At 57.3% G+C, this 15,866-nt stretch carries 13 protein-coding genes; 7 read left to right on the top strand and 6 right to left on the bottom strand.

The features are described from left to right. Positions 1-96 precede the first annotated feature (96 nt). On the top strand, positions 97-2,748 hold the full coding sequence (locus HRF49_05810) for a pyruvate, phosphate dikinase (GenBank protein MEP0814165.1): 2,652 nt from the start codon (positions 97-99) through the stop codon (positions 2,746-2,748). A gap of 92 nt (positions 2,749-2,840) precedes the next feature. Continuing rightward, complete coding sequence (eno, locus tag HRF49_05805) at positions 2,841-4,115, top strand: phosphopyruvate hydratase (GenBank protein ID MEP0814164.1); 1,275 nt, start codon at positions 2,841-2,843, stop codon at positions 4,113-4,115. Between the two features lie 229 nt (positions 4,116-4,344). Here eno and HRF49_05800 read toward each other — a convergent pair whose 3' ends face one another. The 3 genes from HRF49_05800 to dgt form a co-directional block, all read right to left on the bottom strand. Beyond that, on the bottom strand, positions 4,345-4,506 hold the full coding sequence (locus HRF49_05800) for a hypothetical protein (protein ID MEP0814163.1): 162 nt from the start codon (positions 4,504-4,506) through the stop codon (positions 4,345-4,347). 168 nt (positions 4,507-4,674) lie between these two features. Further along, positions 4,675-5,922, bottom strand: a complete 1,248-nt coding sequence (locus HRF49_05795) for a phosphoglycerate kinase (GenBank protein ID MEP0814162.1) — start codon at positions 5,920-5,922, stop codon at positions 4,675-4,677. 48 nt (positions 5,923-5,970) lie between these two features. Further along, a complete protein-coding gene (gene dgt, locus HRF49_05790; protein MEP0814161.1) occupies positions 5,971-7,164 on the bottom strand; it encodes a dNTP triphosphohydrolase in 1,194 nt (397 codons plus the stop codon). Between the two features lie 145 nt (positions 7,165-7,309). On the opposite strand from dgt, the gene HRF49_05785 reads away from it, so the two are divergent. Genes HRF49_05785 through surE form a run of 3 tightly spaced genes read left to right on the top strand, consistent with a single transcriptional unit; the run spans position 7,310 to position 10,321 of the window. Continuing rightward, positions 7,310-8,209, top strand: coding sequence for an ABC transporter ATP-binding protein (locus tag HRF49_05785; GenBank protein MEP0814160.1), 900 nt, complete (start codon positions 7,310-7,312; stop codon positions 8,207-8,209). Continuing rightward, on the top strand, positions 8,206-9,012 hold the full coding sequence (locus HRF49_05780; protein ID MEP0814159.1) for an ABC transporter permease: 807 nt from the start codon (positions 8,206-8,208) through the stop codon (positions 9,010-9,012). Before HRF49_05785 ends, HRF49_05780 begins: the two co-directional genes overlap by 4 nt. A 40-nt stretch (positions 9,013-9,052) precedes the next feature. Then, positions 9,053-10,321, top strand: coding sequence for a 5'/3'-nucleotidase SurE (gene surE, locus HRF49_05775; protein MEP0814158.1), 1,269 nt, complete (start codon positions 9,053-9,055; stop codon positions 10,319-10,321). A gap of 15 nt (positions 10,322-10,336) precedes the next feature. On the opposite strand, the gene HRF49_05770 is transcribed toward surE, so the two are convergent. Further along, positions 10,337-10,945 (bottom strand): hypothetical protein, encoded by a 609-nt coding sequence (locus HRF49_05770; protein ID MEP0814157.1) that lies wholly within the window; start codon positions 10,943-10,945, stop codon positions 10,337-10,339. 122 nt (positions 10,946-11,067) lie between these two features. Here HRF49_05770 and HRF49_05765 point away from each other — a divergent pair, with 122 nt between their 5' ends. Next, positions 11,068-11,970 carry a hypothetical protein gene (locus tag HRF49_05765; GenBank protein ID MEP0814156.1) on the top strand — a complete coding sequence of 301 codons (903 nt, stop codon included), beginning with the start codon at positions 11,068-11,070 and terminating at the stop codon, positions 11,968-11,970. Between the two features lie 4 nt (positions 11,971-11,974). On the opposite strand, the gene rapZ is transcribed toward HRF49_05765, so the two are convergent. Both rapZ and HRF49_05755 read right to left on the bottom strand, forming a co-directional pair. Further along, positions 11,975-12,880, bottom strand: coding sequence for an RNase adapter RapZ (gene rapZ / locus HRF49_05760; GenBank protein MEP0814155.1), 906 nt, complete (start codon positions 12,878-12,880; stop codon positions 11,975-11,977). Next, entirely contained in the window at positions 12,877-13,452 is a 576-nt protein-coding gene (locus tag HRF49_05755) for a hypothetical protein (protein ID MEP0814154.1), read from the bottom strand. The genes rapZ and HRF49_05755 overlap by 4 nt, the downstream gene beginning before the upstream one ends. A gap of 85 nt (positions 13,453-13,537) precedes the next feature. Here HRF49_05755 and HRF49_05750 point away from each other — a divergent pair, with 85 nt between their 5' ends. Next, positions 13,538-15,754: a DNA polymerase II gene (locus HRF49_05750; GenBank protein MEP0814153.1), complete on the top strand. Its 2,217-nt coding sequence runs from the start codon at positions 13,538-13,540 to the stop codon at positions 15,752-15,754. Positions 15,755-15,866: the final 112 nt, after the last annotated feature.

Below are 15,866 nucleotides of genomic sequence, written 5' to 3'. Positions count from 1 at the left end.
CAAACAACTTGTATTTGGCTAAATGACGCTTATGCGCGCCGGCTCTCCGGAAGCTGATGTTAATATGCCAGCGACTGTCTTACTTCGGAGGACTTCATGGCTCGCTGGGCGTATCTATTCGAGGATGCGGAAGGCACGAACAAGGACAAGTTCGGCGGCAAGGGCGCGAACCTTGCGTCGATGGTGGCGCTTGGGCTGCCTATCCCGCCGGGATTCATTATCACCACCGACTGCTGCAGGGAATATTACCGAGGCGGCGAAGTGTGCCCGGAAGGGTTGATTGATGAAGTAAAGGAACGCGTCAACGAACTTGAGCAAAAGACCGGACGCGTATTCGGCGGCTCGAAGAATCCGCTTCTGGTAAGCGTGCGCAGCGGAGCGAAGTTCAGCATGCCGGGGATGATGGATACGATTCTGAATCTCGGACTGAATTCGAAGACCGTCGAGGCGCTGGCCGCGGAAACCGGCAACAAACGGTTCGTCCTGGACTCGCAGCGTAGGTTCATTCAGATTTTCTCCGACGTCGTGCTGGGAATCCACGTCCGGATTTTCGACGACCTGATCGAGGCGATGAAGGAGAAGCACAAGCTCCATTTCGACCACGAGCTGACGGCGGAGCATCTTTCGAAGCTGATAGAGCAGTATCGTGATGCTCTTGCAAATCACGGCGCGGCGATTCCGGAAGACCCGTTCGAGCAGCTCGAAATGGCGATAATCGCGGTCTTCCGAAGCTGGAACAGCCCGCGCGCGATCGCGTACCGCAAGCTGAACCGCATCCCGCACGATCTCGGCACCGCGGTCAACGTGCAGGCGATGGTGTTCGGAAACATGGGAGACGACTGCGGAACCGGAGTCGCGTTCAGCCGCAACAAGAACACCGGCGACAAGGGGCTTTTCGGCGATTTCCTGGTGAATGCGCAGGGCGAGGACGTGGTCGCGGGCATCCGCACGCCGATAAACATCAGCAAGCTGCGCGAGGTTTTTCCGAAGCAGGCGAAGCAGCTTGAGGAGATAGCGAAGAAGCTTGAGAAGCACTACCGCGACATGCAGGATCTGGAATTCACGATCGAGCGCGGGAAGCTTTACATACTGCAGACGCGTAGCGGCAAGCGCAGCCCGCTTGCGGCGGTCAAAATCGCGGTGGACATGGTGCGCGAAGGACTCATCACCAGGCGCGAGGCGCTGATGCGCGTCGATGCGGAAGTCATGCGCACAATGCTGCTGCCGCAGATCGACTACTCGAAAAATCCGCGGCCTGTGGCATCGGGCGTGGATGCAAGTCCCGGCGCGGCGAAAGGCAAAATCGCGTTCACCGCGGACGAGGCCGTCGAACGGGCGGGGAAAGGCGAAAAGATAATCCTCGTGCGGGCGGAAACGACGCCGGAGGATATCCACGGAATGGCGGCGGCGCAGGGAATCCTTACGTCGCGCGGAGGCAAAACAAGCCATGCAGCGGTCGTAGCCGGGGGGATGGGCAAGCCGTGCGTCGCGGGCTGCGGGGATATCAAAATCGATGAACAAGCGCGCAAGGTTTACGTCGCAAACCACACGCTTACGGATAAAGATACTCTGACGATTGACGGGACGACGGGAAAGGTTTTTGCCGGCGAAGTAGCGGTGATTCCCGCGGGCATCGGGAGCGAATTCAAAGAATTTCTGTCCTGGGCGGACGCGGAGCGCAAGATAAAAATCCGTACGAACGCGGACACGCCCAAAGACGCGACGCAGGCGATCGAGTTCGGCGCGGAAGGCATAGGACTATGCCGCACCGAGCATATGTTCTTTGACGAGGAGCGCATCCCGTTTGTCCAGTCGATGATCCTTTCGGACACGCCGGAAGAGCGCGAAAAGTGGTTGGCGAAACTGCTCGAATACCAGCGCGATGATTTCATGGGCATATTCAAGGCGATGAAGGGCTATCCTGTGACGATCCGGCTTTTGGATCCGCCGCTTCACGAGTTCCTGCCGAGCGAGGAAGCCGCGCTCGAAAAAGTAATAAAGAATTTCACCGCGGGCATTATGGATAAATCCGAGCGCGCGGCAAAAGAATCGCACCTTCGCGCGCGGGTGAAGTCCATGCACGAGGCGAATCCGATGCTGGGATTCCGCGGTTGCCGGCTGGGAATAATCTATCCGGAAATCAACCGGATGCAGGTGCGGGCCATAATCGAAGCCGCGATCGAAGTGGAAAAGAAAGGACAATCAACACGCGTAGAGATAATGATCCCGCTAATCGGGAGCATAAGCGAACTTGAACGCGTCGAGAAAGACCTGCGGGCGGTTGCCGAGGCCGTCATGAAGGAAAAGGGAAGGCGCATTGATTACCTGTTCGGCACGATGATCGAAGTGCCGCGCGCGGCTCTGACCTCGGACGAAATCGCAAGGTCCGCGGAGTTTTTCAGCTTTGGAACCAACGACTTGACGCAGATGACGCTGGGTATCAGCCGCGACGATGCCGAGGAGAAGTTTTTAAGGCTGTACGTGGATATGGGGCTTTACCCCGTCAATCCGTTCGCGGAGCTTGATTTCGCCGGGGTCGGCAAGCTGGTGAAGATGTCGATCGAGCTGGGCAGGCAGACGCGCCCCACGCTTAAGGTCGGCATCTGCGGCGAGCATGGCGGCAATCCCGCTACGGTAGAATTTTGCCATCGCGTCGGGATGGATTACGTTTCATGCAGCCCATATAGAGTGCCGACGGCAAGATTGGCGGCTGCCCAAGCCGTCCTGCGGGATATGGGGTATAAATAGGCGCGCTTTAAAGCATAATCAAGAAACGTTATTATGCTTGCGGGCGAGGAATGCAGGTAGATCTCGCCGGTATTCTTTCAAGGAGGCCGAACATGACCACGATTGCGCAGGTAACCGCCCGCGAAGTCCTCGACTCGCGCGGCAATCCCACCGTCGAAGTGGACGTTTTTCTGGAAGACGGCACGCTTGGCCGCGCCATCGCACCATCCGGCGCATCCACGGGCAGCCACGAAGCCGTCGAACTTCGCGACGGCGATAAGGGGCGGTACGGCGGGAAGGGCGTCAAAACCGCGGTGGACAACGTCCGCGACAAGATTGCGCCGGAATTGATCGGTTGCGACGCGACGAACCAGCGCGAGGTTGACTACATCCTCCGCGAGATAGACGGTACGCCCAACAAAGCGCAATTGGGAGCGAACGCCACGATAGCGACTTCGCTAGCGGTCGCGCGCGCGGCGTCCAACTTTATCGGAATCCCGCTTTTCCAGTATCTCGGCGGGCCGAATGCGCATGTACTGCCCGTACCGATGATGAACGTGATGAACGGCGGGAAGCACGGCGACAACAACGTGGACTTCCAAGAGTTCATGATCGTTCCCGTAGGTGCGCCGAGCTTTTCCGAGGCATTGCGGTTTTGTGCCGAAACCTACCACTCGCTCAAGAAAGTGCTTTCAGGCAAAGGTTACGCGACGAACGTCGGCGACGAGGGCGGCTTTGCGCCGAATCTGAAGTCCAACGCCGAGGCAATCGAATGCATCCTTGAAGGCATCGAAAAAGCCGGCTACGTGGCGGGCCAGGATATTTCGATTGCGCTCGACCCGGCAGCAAGCGAAATTTACCACGACGGCAAATACGTTCTCGAAGGCGAGGGCGGCAAAAAGCTGTCCACAGACGAAATGGTGGATTTCTGGGCGGACTGGGCAGCCAAATATCCAATCCTGTCAATCGAGGACGGTTTCGCCGAAGACGATTGGGAAGGCTTTGAAAAGCTGGTAAAGCGGATCGGCGGCGAAATCCAGATCGTCGGCGACGACCTGTTCGTGACGAACACCGAGCGTCTTTCGGAAGGAATCCAGCGCGCCGCGGCCAACGCAATATTGGTCAAGGTGAACCAGATCGGGACGCTGACCGAGACTGCGGAATGCGTCGAAATGGCCCACAAGGCGGGATTCAAGGCCGTCATCAGCCACCGCTCCGGCGAAACCGAGGACACTACGATCGCGCACCTGACCGTCGCCTGGAACACGGGGCAGATCAAGACCGGCGCGCCCTGCCGCACCGACCGCATCGCAAAGTACAACGAGCTGCTGCGCATCGAGGAAATGCTGGGGATTCAGGGCAAGTACTTGGGCGACAAGGCGTTCTAAAGAAAAAAAAAATAGGGACGCCTTTCGGCGTCCCCTAGGTGGGTCGAGTTGGATTAGCCCGGCAGGTGACCCAGCACTGCGGGCCGAGGCTCAGCCTGACTAGGCCTCGCCCACCTCGCTCGTACAGTCATGCATCTACTGGATCACCTCCTTTATGAGCTGGAGGCAATTATACCCAGGTTTCATGCAAGTTGTCAACATCGGCCAACACTCTTGCGCCGACGAATGTTTACAGCGTTGCTCCGCCGCCCTGATTGTGCCCGCCCGGAACGTCTATTTCTTCCGCGGAATGTGCGGGCTGGGGCCGGTCGGTCCCGATTGCGCTCGTGCAAGATGCAGCTGCAAGCGAAACAGCGAATACCAGGACTGTAATTCCAATTATTAGGCGCATTCGAATCTCCTTATGAGTTGGTTGATTCGCGCCATTCGGATTGCCGCAATACATTCCGTTTGGCGACGCCGGAATTCTGAATGAGCGTTGTCAGTCCTGTTTGCGGCTTCGGTTAGGCTTTGATTAACATCGGTATTGCCGCTTCAGCGCAACAATCAAATGCCGCTGTTATCTGTTTCCCAAGTGGTATGCCGGATTGCTTTGATTGTCCTCTTCGAGGATCTTTATGCCGGGCAGTTCCTTTCCTTCGACGAACTCCAGGCTGGCGCCGCCGCCGGTGGAGATGTGCGAGATTTTATCCGCAACGCCGGATTGCTTAACCGCCATCGCGCTTTCGCCTCCGCCGACCACGGTTGTGGCATGAAGGGCGGCAAGGGCGAATGCAATCGCATTGGTACCGTCCGCGAAGGCGGGCTTTTCGAAAACGCCCATCGGACCGTTCCAGAAAACGGTTTTGGCGGATTCTAGCCCCTTTGCGCATGCCTGTCTTGTGAGGGGACCGATGTCCACGCCGATATCCGTCGCGCCCAGCGCATCCAGCGGTTTGGCTTCAATACGGGTAGGCTTTTCGATATCGTCGGTTACCACGATATCTTTCGGCAGGTGTATAGTCCGGCCAAGTTGATTCGCTTTTTCCAGCATCGCTTTGGCGAGGCCGACGCGCTCGAACTCCACAAGCGATTTTCCCGTTTCGTAGCCGAGCGCCTTGGCGAACGTAAATGCCATGGCGCCGCCGATATAAATCTCGTCCGCCAGCTCGATCATGCGATCTATTACGTCCAACTTTCCGCTTATCTTTGCGCCGCCAAGTACCACGTGGAACGGTCTGTCCGGGCTTTCCGCAACCTTGCTCAAGAACTGCACTTCCCGCTGCACGAGGTAACCTGCGTACGCGGGGCGGAAATGAGCAATGCCTTCAGTCGAGGAATGGGCGCGATGGCAGCTTCCAAACGCGTCGTTCACGAAATGGCTGCACAGCGCCGCAAGCGCCATCGAAAAAAGCGGCTGGTTCTTTTCCTCTTCGCGGTAAAACCTTGTGTTTTCGAGAAGCAGTATGGTGTTCGATTCAACTGAATTGAGTTCGGAGATAACCTTGTAACCGATGCAGTCGTTTACGAACCTTACCGAAACCGGGGGCGCTCCACGGTTGGCAAGCTCTTTGTCCAGCAATCTTTCAAGAACGGGCGCAACCGGAGCAAGCGAAAACGCGGGATCCGGCCCGTCTTTGGGCCTGCCCAAATGAGAGCAGAGCATCACTTTGGCCTTTTCCTCGATAAGCGTGGCGATGGTCGGAACGCTTTCGCGTATCCGCGTGTCGTCCGCCACGTGGCCGTCTTTCAGCGGCACGTTGAAGTCCGCCCTGACAAGCACCCTCGCTCCTCGTAGCGGTGCATCTTGAAATTTTCTAAGCTTCATTTCTCTTTCTCCCGCGCCGCGAATCCGCCCGGCGCGATTTTGAACTTGTTATTGCCACTTCGCTCCGACATCGAAAAGGCGAACGTACTCGTCGGTCGCCTGCCTGTCGGTGAGGCCGGCCAGGTAATCGGCGATAACTCGAAGCGGTTCCTCGTTTCGCTTTTCGCCGGCTTCCCGGTAACGCAAGTATACATTGGGCGGCAGCAATTGCGGTGTCGAAGCGAACGTTTCGAACATTTTCCTAAGTATGGTCTTGCCTTTGTTCGTTAGCCTTAAAACGCGGTAGTTGCTGTAAAAATGCTCATACAAGAACTTGCCGAGCTCCGCGTCGGCCGACTTTATTTCGTTGCTGAACGCTATGAGCACTCCGGGATACGCCCTAACCACATCTACCGAATCCGCTCCGGCCGCCCTAATCCGCGACGACGATTCCGCAAGCACATCCGCAACCATTATGTCAATCAGGTGCCTCGATAGTTGCGCCATGCGCACCTCGCCTTCGGTATTGGCCAGCCTTTCCTTGAGCATCTTCCAAATTTCAAGCCCGGAGGCATCGAGCGTGTTTTCGCCGAAAATGCCGGAGGAAAGCCCGTCTTCCAGATCGTGGCTGCGATATGCGATGGAGTCCGCAACCGACGCCGCCTGCGCTTCGAGTGTCGGCATTTTGCCGGGCAAAAACTCGTGATGAGCGATTTTGTCGTATTCCGTATCGTGCTTCTCAAGCCCCTCCAATGTTTCGAGCGTCAGGTTTAGCCCCGGAAAGTCCGGATAGCGCATTTCGAGCTGCCGGACTATGCGAAGCCCGTGCACGTTGTGGTTGAAGCTGCGGACAAGCTCATGAAGTATGTCCTCGCCTGCGTGGCCGAACGGCGGATGGCCGAGGTCGTGCGCAAGCGCGATAGCGGTTCCCAAATCCTCGTTCAATCCAAGCGCGCGGCAGATTGATGTTGTTATTTGAGAGACTTCGAGAGTGTGCGTGAGCCGGTTTCGGGCGGTTTCGTAGCCCTCGCCGAAGGTAAACACCTGCGTTTTGAATTCGAGCTTTCGGAACGCCTGGCAATGCGTGATCCGGTGCCAGTCGCGCTGGAAGTGCGTCCGATGGCGCGGCGGCGGCTCTTCGTGTTCCCTTCCCGCGGTGTCGCCCGACTTCATCGCGAACGGCGCAAGCCCCGCGCGCTCCGCGCTTTCAAGCTGCGCGCGCAGCCTAAGCAGCGAAGCGTCAGGCTTTTGGGTAACTTCCATCGTTCCTCCGGTCGAGCGTCGCGGCCATTTTAGCACGAAGCGGCGGCCCCGCCTGTATAATTGCGGCGTGTACGAGCTTCGGACGCACGGCCTTAGGAAGGTATACCGGAGCGTCCTTTTTTCGCGGGCGCGGCCCGTCACCGCCGTGGATTCGGTTGATCTTTCGGTGGAAGCCGGTGAAATATACGGATTTCTCGGCCCGAACGGCGCCGGCAAGACTACGACCATCAAAATGATTCTCGGTCTTGTCAGGCCGAGCGCCGGTAGCATGGAATTCCCCGGCGGAATCGTACGAAAGGACGGGCGGACGCGCATCGGTGCGGTCCTGGAAGGCAGCCGCAACGTATATATGCGGCTGTCGGTAATCGAAAATCTCGCTTACTTCGCCGCGCTGCGCGGGATGCGCGCGCGCGATGCGCGCACACGCTCGGCCGCGCTGTTGGAGCGATACGGCCTGGCAGAAAAGGCGAAGGCCACCGCGCAAACGCTGTCCCGCGGAATGCAGCAGAAGCTCGCGGTCGCGGTCGCGCTGGTGCACGATCCGGATATTCTGCTATTGGACGAGCCGACGCTGGGTTTGGACGTCGCCACCGCGCGCGATATCCAGTGGCAACTCAAGGAGTTGGCGCACCGCGAAGGCAAGTGCATCCTTCTCACGACGCATCAAATGGAGCTTGCCGAAGCCGTCTGCGACCGCGTCGGGATAATCAACAAAGGGAAGCTTGTCGCCGAAGACACCGTCGAAGGGTTGACCGGCGTTTTCCGGCGCGAGGATTACGAATTCGAAGTGCCGGTGCACTATCGTGAACAGGTCGAGCGGGCGCTGTTCGGATTGCCGTTCGATTACCGTGAAACCCGGCGGCCCGGAAGGCTAGCCATCCGGGTGCGTCTCGGCCCGGACTCGAATGTGGCAAGGCTTGTCCGCCTGCTGGAAGGGCAGGGCGTTGTTCCGGAGCGGCTTTCGGAAGTATCGCCGCGGTTGGAAGACGTTTTCCTCAGCTACACGAGCGGCAAACCTTCGGACAAGGCGGGTGAGGCAAAGTGACCTCGCTCGGATACATCGCGCGGCTTTTTTCGTCCGAGTTCGTCCGGCGGTTCTGGATGGTCGTTCGCTATCCGGTGGATTACCTGGCAGGCGTAATCATCCTTTACCTGCTGTTTTTCGGCATCTTCACCGGCGTAAGCGCCAATATGGGCGGCGCGCCGGGCCTGGATTCGACGATAGACGGAATGGTGATCGGCGCGGCGATGTGGCTGTTCACAATAGCGGTGTTCAATCAAATCCGCGTCGTCCTCGAAATGGAGGCGATGGCGGGCACGCTGGAGCAGCTTTTCCTCGCTCCCGTCCGGTTCGTGAATCTTATGCTGGTGCGCTCGGTAGTCGGCTATTTTTATTCGCTTGTCGCGACCGCAATTCTGCTTTTTTTAATAATGGCGACAACCGGACGCTGGCTGTCTTTCGACGTGCTGCCCGCGCTTCTGGTCGTGACGCTCGCGATGGTGGGCGTGCATGGCGCGGCGCTGATCCTGGGCGGATTGCAGCTTGTTTTCAAGCGGCTTGGACAGCTCAACACTATTGCGCAGTTCGGATTTTTGTTTCTTGCGTTCCCGCCTGTCGAAAAGCTAAGCCCGCTCTGGCAAACGATTGCATATTCGTTTCCGCTCGCCCGCGGGATGACGCTGCTACGCGGCCTGGTTGTCGAAGGATGGACACTCGGCGGTGCGGAAGCGCAGGCGAACCTGCTCAGCCTGGCGTTCAACTCCGCCGTTTATTTCGCTCTCGGGACGCTTTTTTACCTGCTTTGCGAGCGCATCGCCAAGGAGCAGGGGATGCTTGGGCATTATTAGGCGACGCAAATAGACGCAATAACGGTGATATTATCCGCGTGTGGGCAATGACAGATTACGAATTCTTATCTCCAACGACGACGGGCTGGACAGCATCGGGCTGACCGAGCTTGCCACGGTGCTCGCCCCCTGGTGCGAGGTGACCGTCGTCGTGCCGGACGGACAGCGATCCGCATCCTCGCATGCCGTGACGCTGCACAAGCCGCTACGGCTCTACCAGGTGGAGGACGTCGCGCCGGACGTGCCGACGTACACCTGCAGCGGCTCGCCCACGGACAGCGTGCTGCTGGGCGTCGACGTGGTGCTGAAAGACAATCGCCCCGACCTGGTTCTGTCCGGAATCAACAAGGGAGGGAACACCGCGGAGGACGTGAGCTACTCGGGGACGGTCGCAGCGGCGATCGAGGGCGCGATGTACCGGATTCCGTCCGTCGCGATTTCGCTGGAAGGTCCGGACGAGAAGCACTTTCACGTCGCCGCGCTCGCGACGCTTTCGCTCGTAGCACGCATCGGCCGCGGCCTTGGCAAGCCGTTGTCCGAGAAGGCTCTCGCATCGGTGCCTACCAAGCTGCGCGTTCCCGGCCCGAATGACGAAAGGGCGGGCTGGCCGTTCCTTCTGCTTAATGTAAACGTGCCCGACCTGCCGGAATCCGAAATAAAAGGCTGGATGGCGACGTCGCTTGGAAGGCGCGACTATAAGGACGTGGTGCTTCCCAGAAACGATCCGCGGGGCAAGCCTTATTACTGGATCGCGGGAGACGAAGTTGTCGCGGACGATCCTCCTGGCAGCGACCTTCGCTCGGTACGCGAGGGCTACATTTCCGCAACGCCGCTTTTGCTGGATTACACTGACCGTTCCGCTCTTCGGCTGCTGCGCGGTGCATTCGGCGCGGCCGGGGAAACGGATGACGAAACGATGGAGTTCGCCACAGGAAGGCTGACACGCGAGCAAGCGGGATTGGTTCTCGGCCACATTCCCGCCGACCTGACATACGTGGATGAGCGGGATGAAATAGCTTTCTATGCAGAAAAGCGGGAGTATATATTCCCGCGAGAGCCGGGGATACTGGGGCGCGGCATCCGCAATTGCCATACCGAAAAAAGCGCGGACGATCTGGAAAAAGTGATAGCCGAGCTTCGGGCGGGGAGACGCGGCTTTTTCGAAACCTGGGGCGAGCGGGAAGGCAAGTTCCTTTATACGAAATACATTGCGGTGCGCGATGGGCTTGGCCGCTACCGCGGCATTCTTGAAGTGGTGCAGGACGCCACGCGCGTCAGGTCGCTTAAAGGAGAAAGCAAAGAGATTTAGCTTTTGGTCGAATATTCACGCGGATGCCCTGCAGTGCTTCCCGTATATTCCCGACAGGGCATTCCACAATGCGGCGCTCATCTCTTCGCATGCCTGCTCGTATTCCGCTTCCTCGACGAGCGAAGCCCCTTCCATTCTTTTCAAAAGCTTTTCGCATTCATGGTGGTTGTGCGAATGCGCCTCGAAATACGGCAGCGCAAGTTCGGGATTCACCTGCGGGAAGTGCTTGAGCAATCCTTCCAGCTTGGACTTCGCCGTCTCCGGCTGCTGCACTTCGAAAGCGTAAAGGGCTCCGGCGCAGGAAAGCGGATGGGAGAATAGCCTCTCGGCCGTATCCACCAAAGATTCGACCTCGGCAATCGATGCAGAATCCCCGACCGCGCAGCCGAGCGCGGTTGCAAAACAATCCCAAAGCTCGGAGTGTTCCTCCTCCTCGCGAACGGTCTCGTCATCCCCCAGCGTGAGCCAGGCCTGCGGCATAAGCCGCACGAGCTGGCCGTATTCCTCCGCGTATGTTTTAAGCGCCGATTCCGGCAACGTGCCGGCGCTCCAGGCCTTGTAGAAAGGATGGCCGAGCAGGTTGTAGCGGGCGACGATTGCGTCAAGCCTGTCTTTAAGCTTCATTTGTGCTCCTTGCCCCAAAGTCAATTTAATTACCCAAGGAATTTGCGGATTAGCGAGAACGCGGCTCGATGCACTTTTCGAATTGAGTATAAACGGCTGCGCCCAGCGGATATAATCCGACCGTGACCGAAGAGTCGAAAAAAGCGAAGGTTAAAATTGCGCTCCCGCACAGGCTTGACGCGATTCTTTTCGAGTACGGCCTGGCCAAGGACAATGATGTGGAGCTTGTGGTTGACCTTCCGCACCGGGCGGCGGATCTTCTGGCGCATCGCGTGGTGGATTGCGCGCTGGTGCCTTCCGTGATGTACTTCCAAGGCGACTATATGATAGTCCCCGATGTCGCGGTTTCAACGTATGTTCAGATGGGAAGCGAGTTGCTAGTAAGCAAAAAGCCGCTTCCTGAAGTCAGATCGGTTGCCTTTCCCAACCAGCCGGATACTTCCCGGACGATGCTTGAAATCGCGCTTAGGGAGCTTTTTCCGGAAATACCGTACCGATTCGAAATCGGAGTGGGCAATCCGCATACGGACTTGGAGAGATGCGACGGAGCGGTGATTTCCGGGGAGGGGGCGTTCGGATTGCCGGAAGGTTTGCACAAGTACGACGTGGGCGAATTCTGGGTGCGGATAACCGAGCTGCCGGCGGTTTTCAGTCTGTTTTTGGTGTCGGCCGATATGCCGCTGGAGCGGCGGAACGAGATCTATGCGCGCGTGATCAAGGCGAAACAGACCGGGCTCGCGCAATCCGACAAGGTCGTTAGGATGGCGCAGGAACGCGTTACGCTCAACAGGTACAGGTTGATCGAGTATCTAACCGTCAACCTCGATTACGATTTGTTCAGCCGCCAGGTGAAATCGCTTAAGCTGCTCGGAGAATACATGGCCGACTACAAATTGATTCCGGACGATAGACGCAAGGAACTTGAGTTCGCGACCCACCGCAGCCATGTCAGCCTGTTCGAAGAGGTATTCGGGGTGGGCACCGCGGAAGACGCGTCGTTGGACGAGCTTTTTTCGGACGAATAGCCGGTTAATTTTGCGGCTTGGCGGAATCTCGGTGTATCACCGCAACCGAATGCCCTTGCGCGGAAAAGTAATCAGCCAGACGTTTTACGTATGCAACCGACCGGTGGTGTCCCCCCGTGCATCCGACAGCCACCGTCAGATTGAACTTGCCGACTTTGATGAAACTTTCAAGCGTTAAATCCAGAATGCCGGTTATGCTTTTAAAGTATTCCTCTGCAAGCTCGCCGTTCATTACGAAGTCGTACACGTCCGGATGCTCGCCAGTGTGCTGCGAAAGCTCCGGAATGTAAAAAGGATTCGGAAGGAATCGCACGTCGAACACGAAGTCGGCGTTCAGCGGCACTCCGTACTTGAATCCGAAGCTCACGAATTCGAGCTTCATCGCGTCGCTCGTATCCTGGCTTACATAGCTCCGGATTATGGCCTCACGAAGCGCGGCCGCGGACAGCTCGCTCGTGTCGATTATGCGCGTTGCAACTTCGCGCACAGGCTCAAGCCGCCGCCGCTCTTCCTCGATTGCCTCCTCGGTGGATCTGCCATGTTGGAGCGGATGTTGCCGCCGCACTTCCGAAAAGCGGTGTATAAGTGTGTCGGTGGAGCAGTCGAGGTAAAGCACCTCGAATTTCACGCCGGACTTCTTCAGCGTTTCGACCATGGTCGAAAAATCGGCGAAAAGCGCGCCGCTGCGTAGGTCGCTCGCTATCGCCGCGCCGGGGCCTGCCGGAATGCTTTGCTTGTATAGTCCGTAAAATGTGGGCACCAGCCCGGGTGGAAGGTTGTCCACACAAAAGCATCCCAGATCTTCGAAGCAGCGCATGGCGGTTGATTTGCCCGCGCCCGAAAGCCCGGTGATGATTACCAGCGGGACGCCCGCGGCGAAGCGCCTTTCCTTGTCGTCCTTCAGAGTCATAAATCGCCCTCGCCGGGGGGATTCTCCGATTGAATCATCGAGTCGAGATCGAGATTGCTGTAATGTTTCAGCAGGTCAAGCACGGGGCCGCGTTCGGAATTGTCCATGGGCATGTATTCCTTTGTTTCCTTCAGGTCCATCACCCACTCGTTCTCCTCGCGAATCCATTTCGAGCGAAGGAATATTTTGTTTGGGCCGGAGTCGACGCGCAGCGTGAACTTGAGATCGGCCGTCCATTCCTGCCAGTTTGCAGAATGTTTCATGGAAAGAATCGCCATATCTTCGATCACGGCGGTGTATCCGGCGACTTCGGCCCATCGGGCGGCCGCGGTCGCCTGCGCGCGGTCGCGGTACCTCACCCAGTTGCATGCGTCCATGTATTTTCCGGCTTCCAGGCTCTCACCCAGCTTGCTTACGCGAGAGCGGAAGCTCGCGATTCGCATCCACATCGAGCCGTAAATGAACAAGATAATCGCGATAAGGATTGCAGTCGCGAAAATGCCGGCAAGCGCGTAGCGCTTCTTTTCCTCTCGAGTTATCTTGCGCTCGACTTTTTCAAATCTGTATTTCATCGAGCGTCGATTATACCGCGGCGCGTTGACGCTTTCGCAGGGTAGTGTTAACCTCAATCGGGGAAAACTTCGGCGGAGGCCGCGAATGACAGAGCGAAACGGCGAAATCCTTTACGGTTGGAACGATACGGAGCGCGTCGTCGCGTTTTCGTCGCACGAGTCGGACGGCAGGCAAGTTCTGCGGATGTACATCCGCGACGGCGGGAGTGTTTCGAACAAGGATGTAATTTTCCGCCCGTTTCTGATCGCGGCGCACGAGGAAATGACCGCAGTTCTGGATGGCGCAGAGATCTCGACACTGTCGGGCAATCTTGATTACAGATACAAAGCGGAATTCGCAACTTTCAAAGAGCTCGAACGCGCCAAAAAAGCGATCGATGCCAAGTTCAAAGGCAGCTTCAAGCGGGTTACCGAAGAGTACTTGTATCTTTCCGATCCTGTACAGCAAGGGCTGGTTTGCACCGGCGCGACTCATTTCCGCGGAATGACCGAGGACGACGTGGTCCGGATGCAGCTTGATATCGAAACGGATACGACAGAGGGATATGAATTCCCGAATGCGGAGCGCGCCTGCGACGAGATTATCTTGATAGCGTTGTCCATGTCGGGAGGGAGGGAGCTGGTTTTGTCCAGGCGGGACTTATCCGAATCGGAGATGCTGATCAGGCTCGGCGAAATCGTGCGCGAGTGGGATCCGGATGTAATCGAAGGACACAACATATTCCGCTTTGACCTTCCATACATCGAGACCAGGGCCAAACGCCACAAGATCAAGCTCGCCTGGGGCAGGGACGGCTCTATTGTTGCGAGCCACAAGAGCAGGCTGAATTTGGCGGAGCGCAGGTTCGATTACGTGAAGTACGAGGTTGCCGGAAGAGCTTTCGTGGACACGTACATACTCGTACAGTTTTACGATCTCGTGAAACGCGAGATGGAAAGCTACGGGCTGAAGGAGGTCGCCAAGTATCTGGGAATTGCGGGAGAAGACAGGACGTACGTCGAGGGAAGCGAAATCCGCACCATTTGGCGAAGCGATCCGGATCGGTTGATCGAATACGCGCTGGATGACGTACGCGAAACCGCCGCGATATCCGCGATGCTGGGGGCACCGTACTTTTACCAGGCGCAAATGCTGCCGTTCGCGTATCAAGATATATTCGTTCGCGGCAACGCGATGAAAATCAACGGGCTGATGCTGCGCGAATACTTAAGGCGCGGCCATTCGATGCCAAGGCCGTTCAAGGGACAAATCGAAGTTACGGGCGGGCTGACCGAGCTAAAAAAAACGGGGCTGATAAAGGACGTGGTCCTTTGCGACGCGGCCAGCCTGTATCCGTCTTTGATGATTTCCTACGGAATCGCGCCCGAATCCGATGAGCTTGGAGCGTTTCTTGCAATGCTCACCGAACTCCGCGAGCGCAGGCTTTTGGCGAAGGCAGCTCAGAAAAAAGCCGAAAATCCATCCGAAAAGCGCCGGCTTGAAAACCAGCAGGCGACGTTCAAAATCCTCATCAACAGCTTTTTCGGTTATCTCGGAGCGGAGGGCGCGTACTTCGGCGACGGCTCGGCCGCGAACCGCGTAACCGGAGCCGGCCAGGAAATCCTGCGCAAAATGATGGAACGGCTGGAAGCGGAAGGCTGTTCGATTATCGAGGTGGACACTGACGGTATTTATTTCAACCCGCCGCGGGAAGGAATGAGCGACGAAGAAGTGGAAGCGATAATCGGGCGGTTGGAAAGCACACTCCCCGAGGGAATCAGCGTCGACATCGAAGGCCGCTATCCGGTGATGCTAAGTTACAAGGTGAAAAACTACGCGCTGCTCCGGCGGGACGGTACTGTGATAATCAAGGGCAGCGGAATGAAATCGCGAGGGCTCGAGCCTTTTCAAAGGGACTTTCTGGCCGATTCAATCAGGCTTATCCTTCAGGAAAAGATGGATGAGGTCGAGGCTCTTTATGCGAATCTCAAAAAAAGCATAGCGGAGATGACCATTCCCGTCGCCAGGCTCGCGAAAACCGAGCGCTTGCAGGAGCCGCTTTCCGCATACAAGGAAAAAACCGCGGCTTCCGGGCGCGGACGCCAGGCAGGATATGAGCTTGCGATCGCTTCGGGGCGCGAGTTCGGCCCGGGGGATTACGTCACCTATTACGTAACCGGCGATAAGCCGGGCGCGGTTGTATGGAAAAGCGCGAAGCTCTTGTCGGAATACGATCCCGAAAACCCGGACGTGAATGTGGCTTATTACCTGTCAAAGCTTGACGAGCTTTACAAGCGCGTCAAGGGATTTGTCTCCTCGTGAAAGTAGTTTGATTGTTTCACATTGGTGACGGATGTCCTGCAAACAGGATAGGAATCCCTGTAAATGCTATAATTTCCCTACCTTTGCATTGCTTCAGGAGTGTGGTTTCCAG

Source organism: bacterium (genome assembly GCA_039961635.1).
Lineage (GTDB): Bacteria > 4484-113 > 4484-113 > JAGGVC01 > JAGGVC01 > JABRWB01.
Note: the sequence above shows the minus strand (reverse complement) of the source record. Positions and strands in the feature narration are given on the sequence as shown.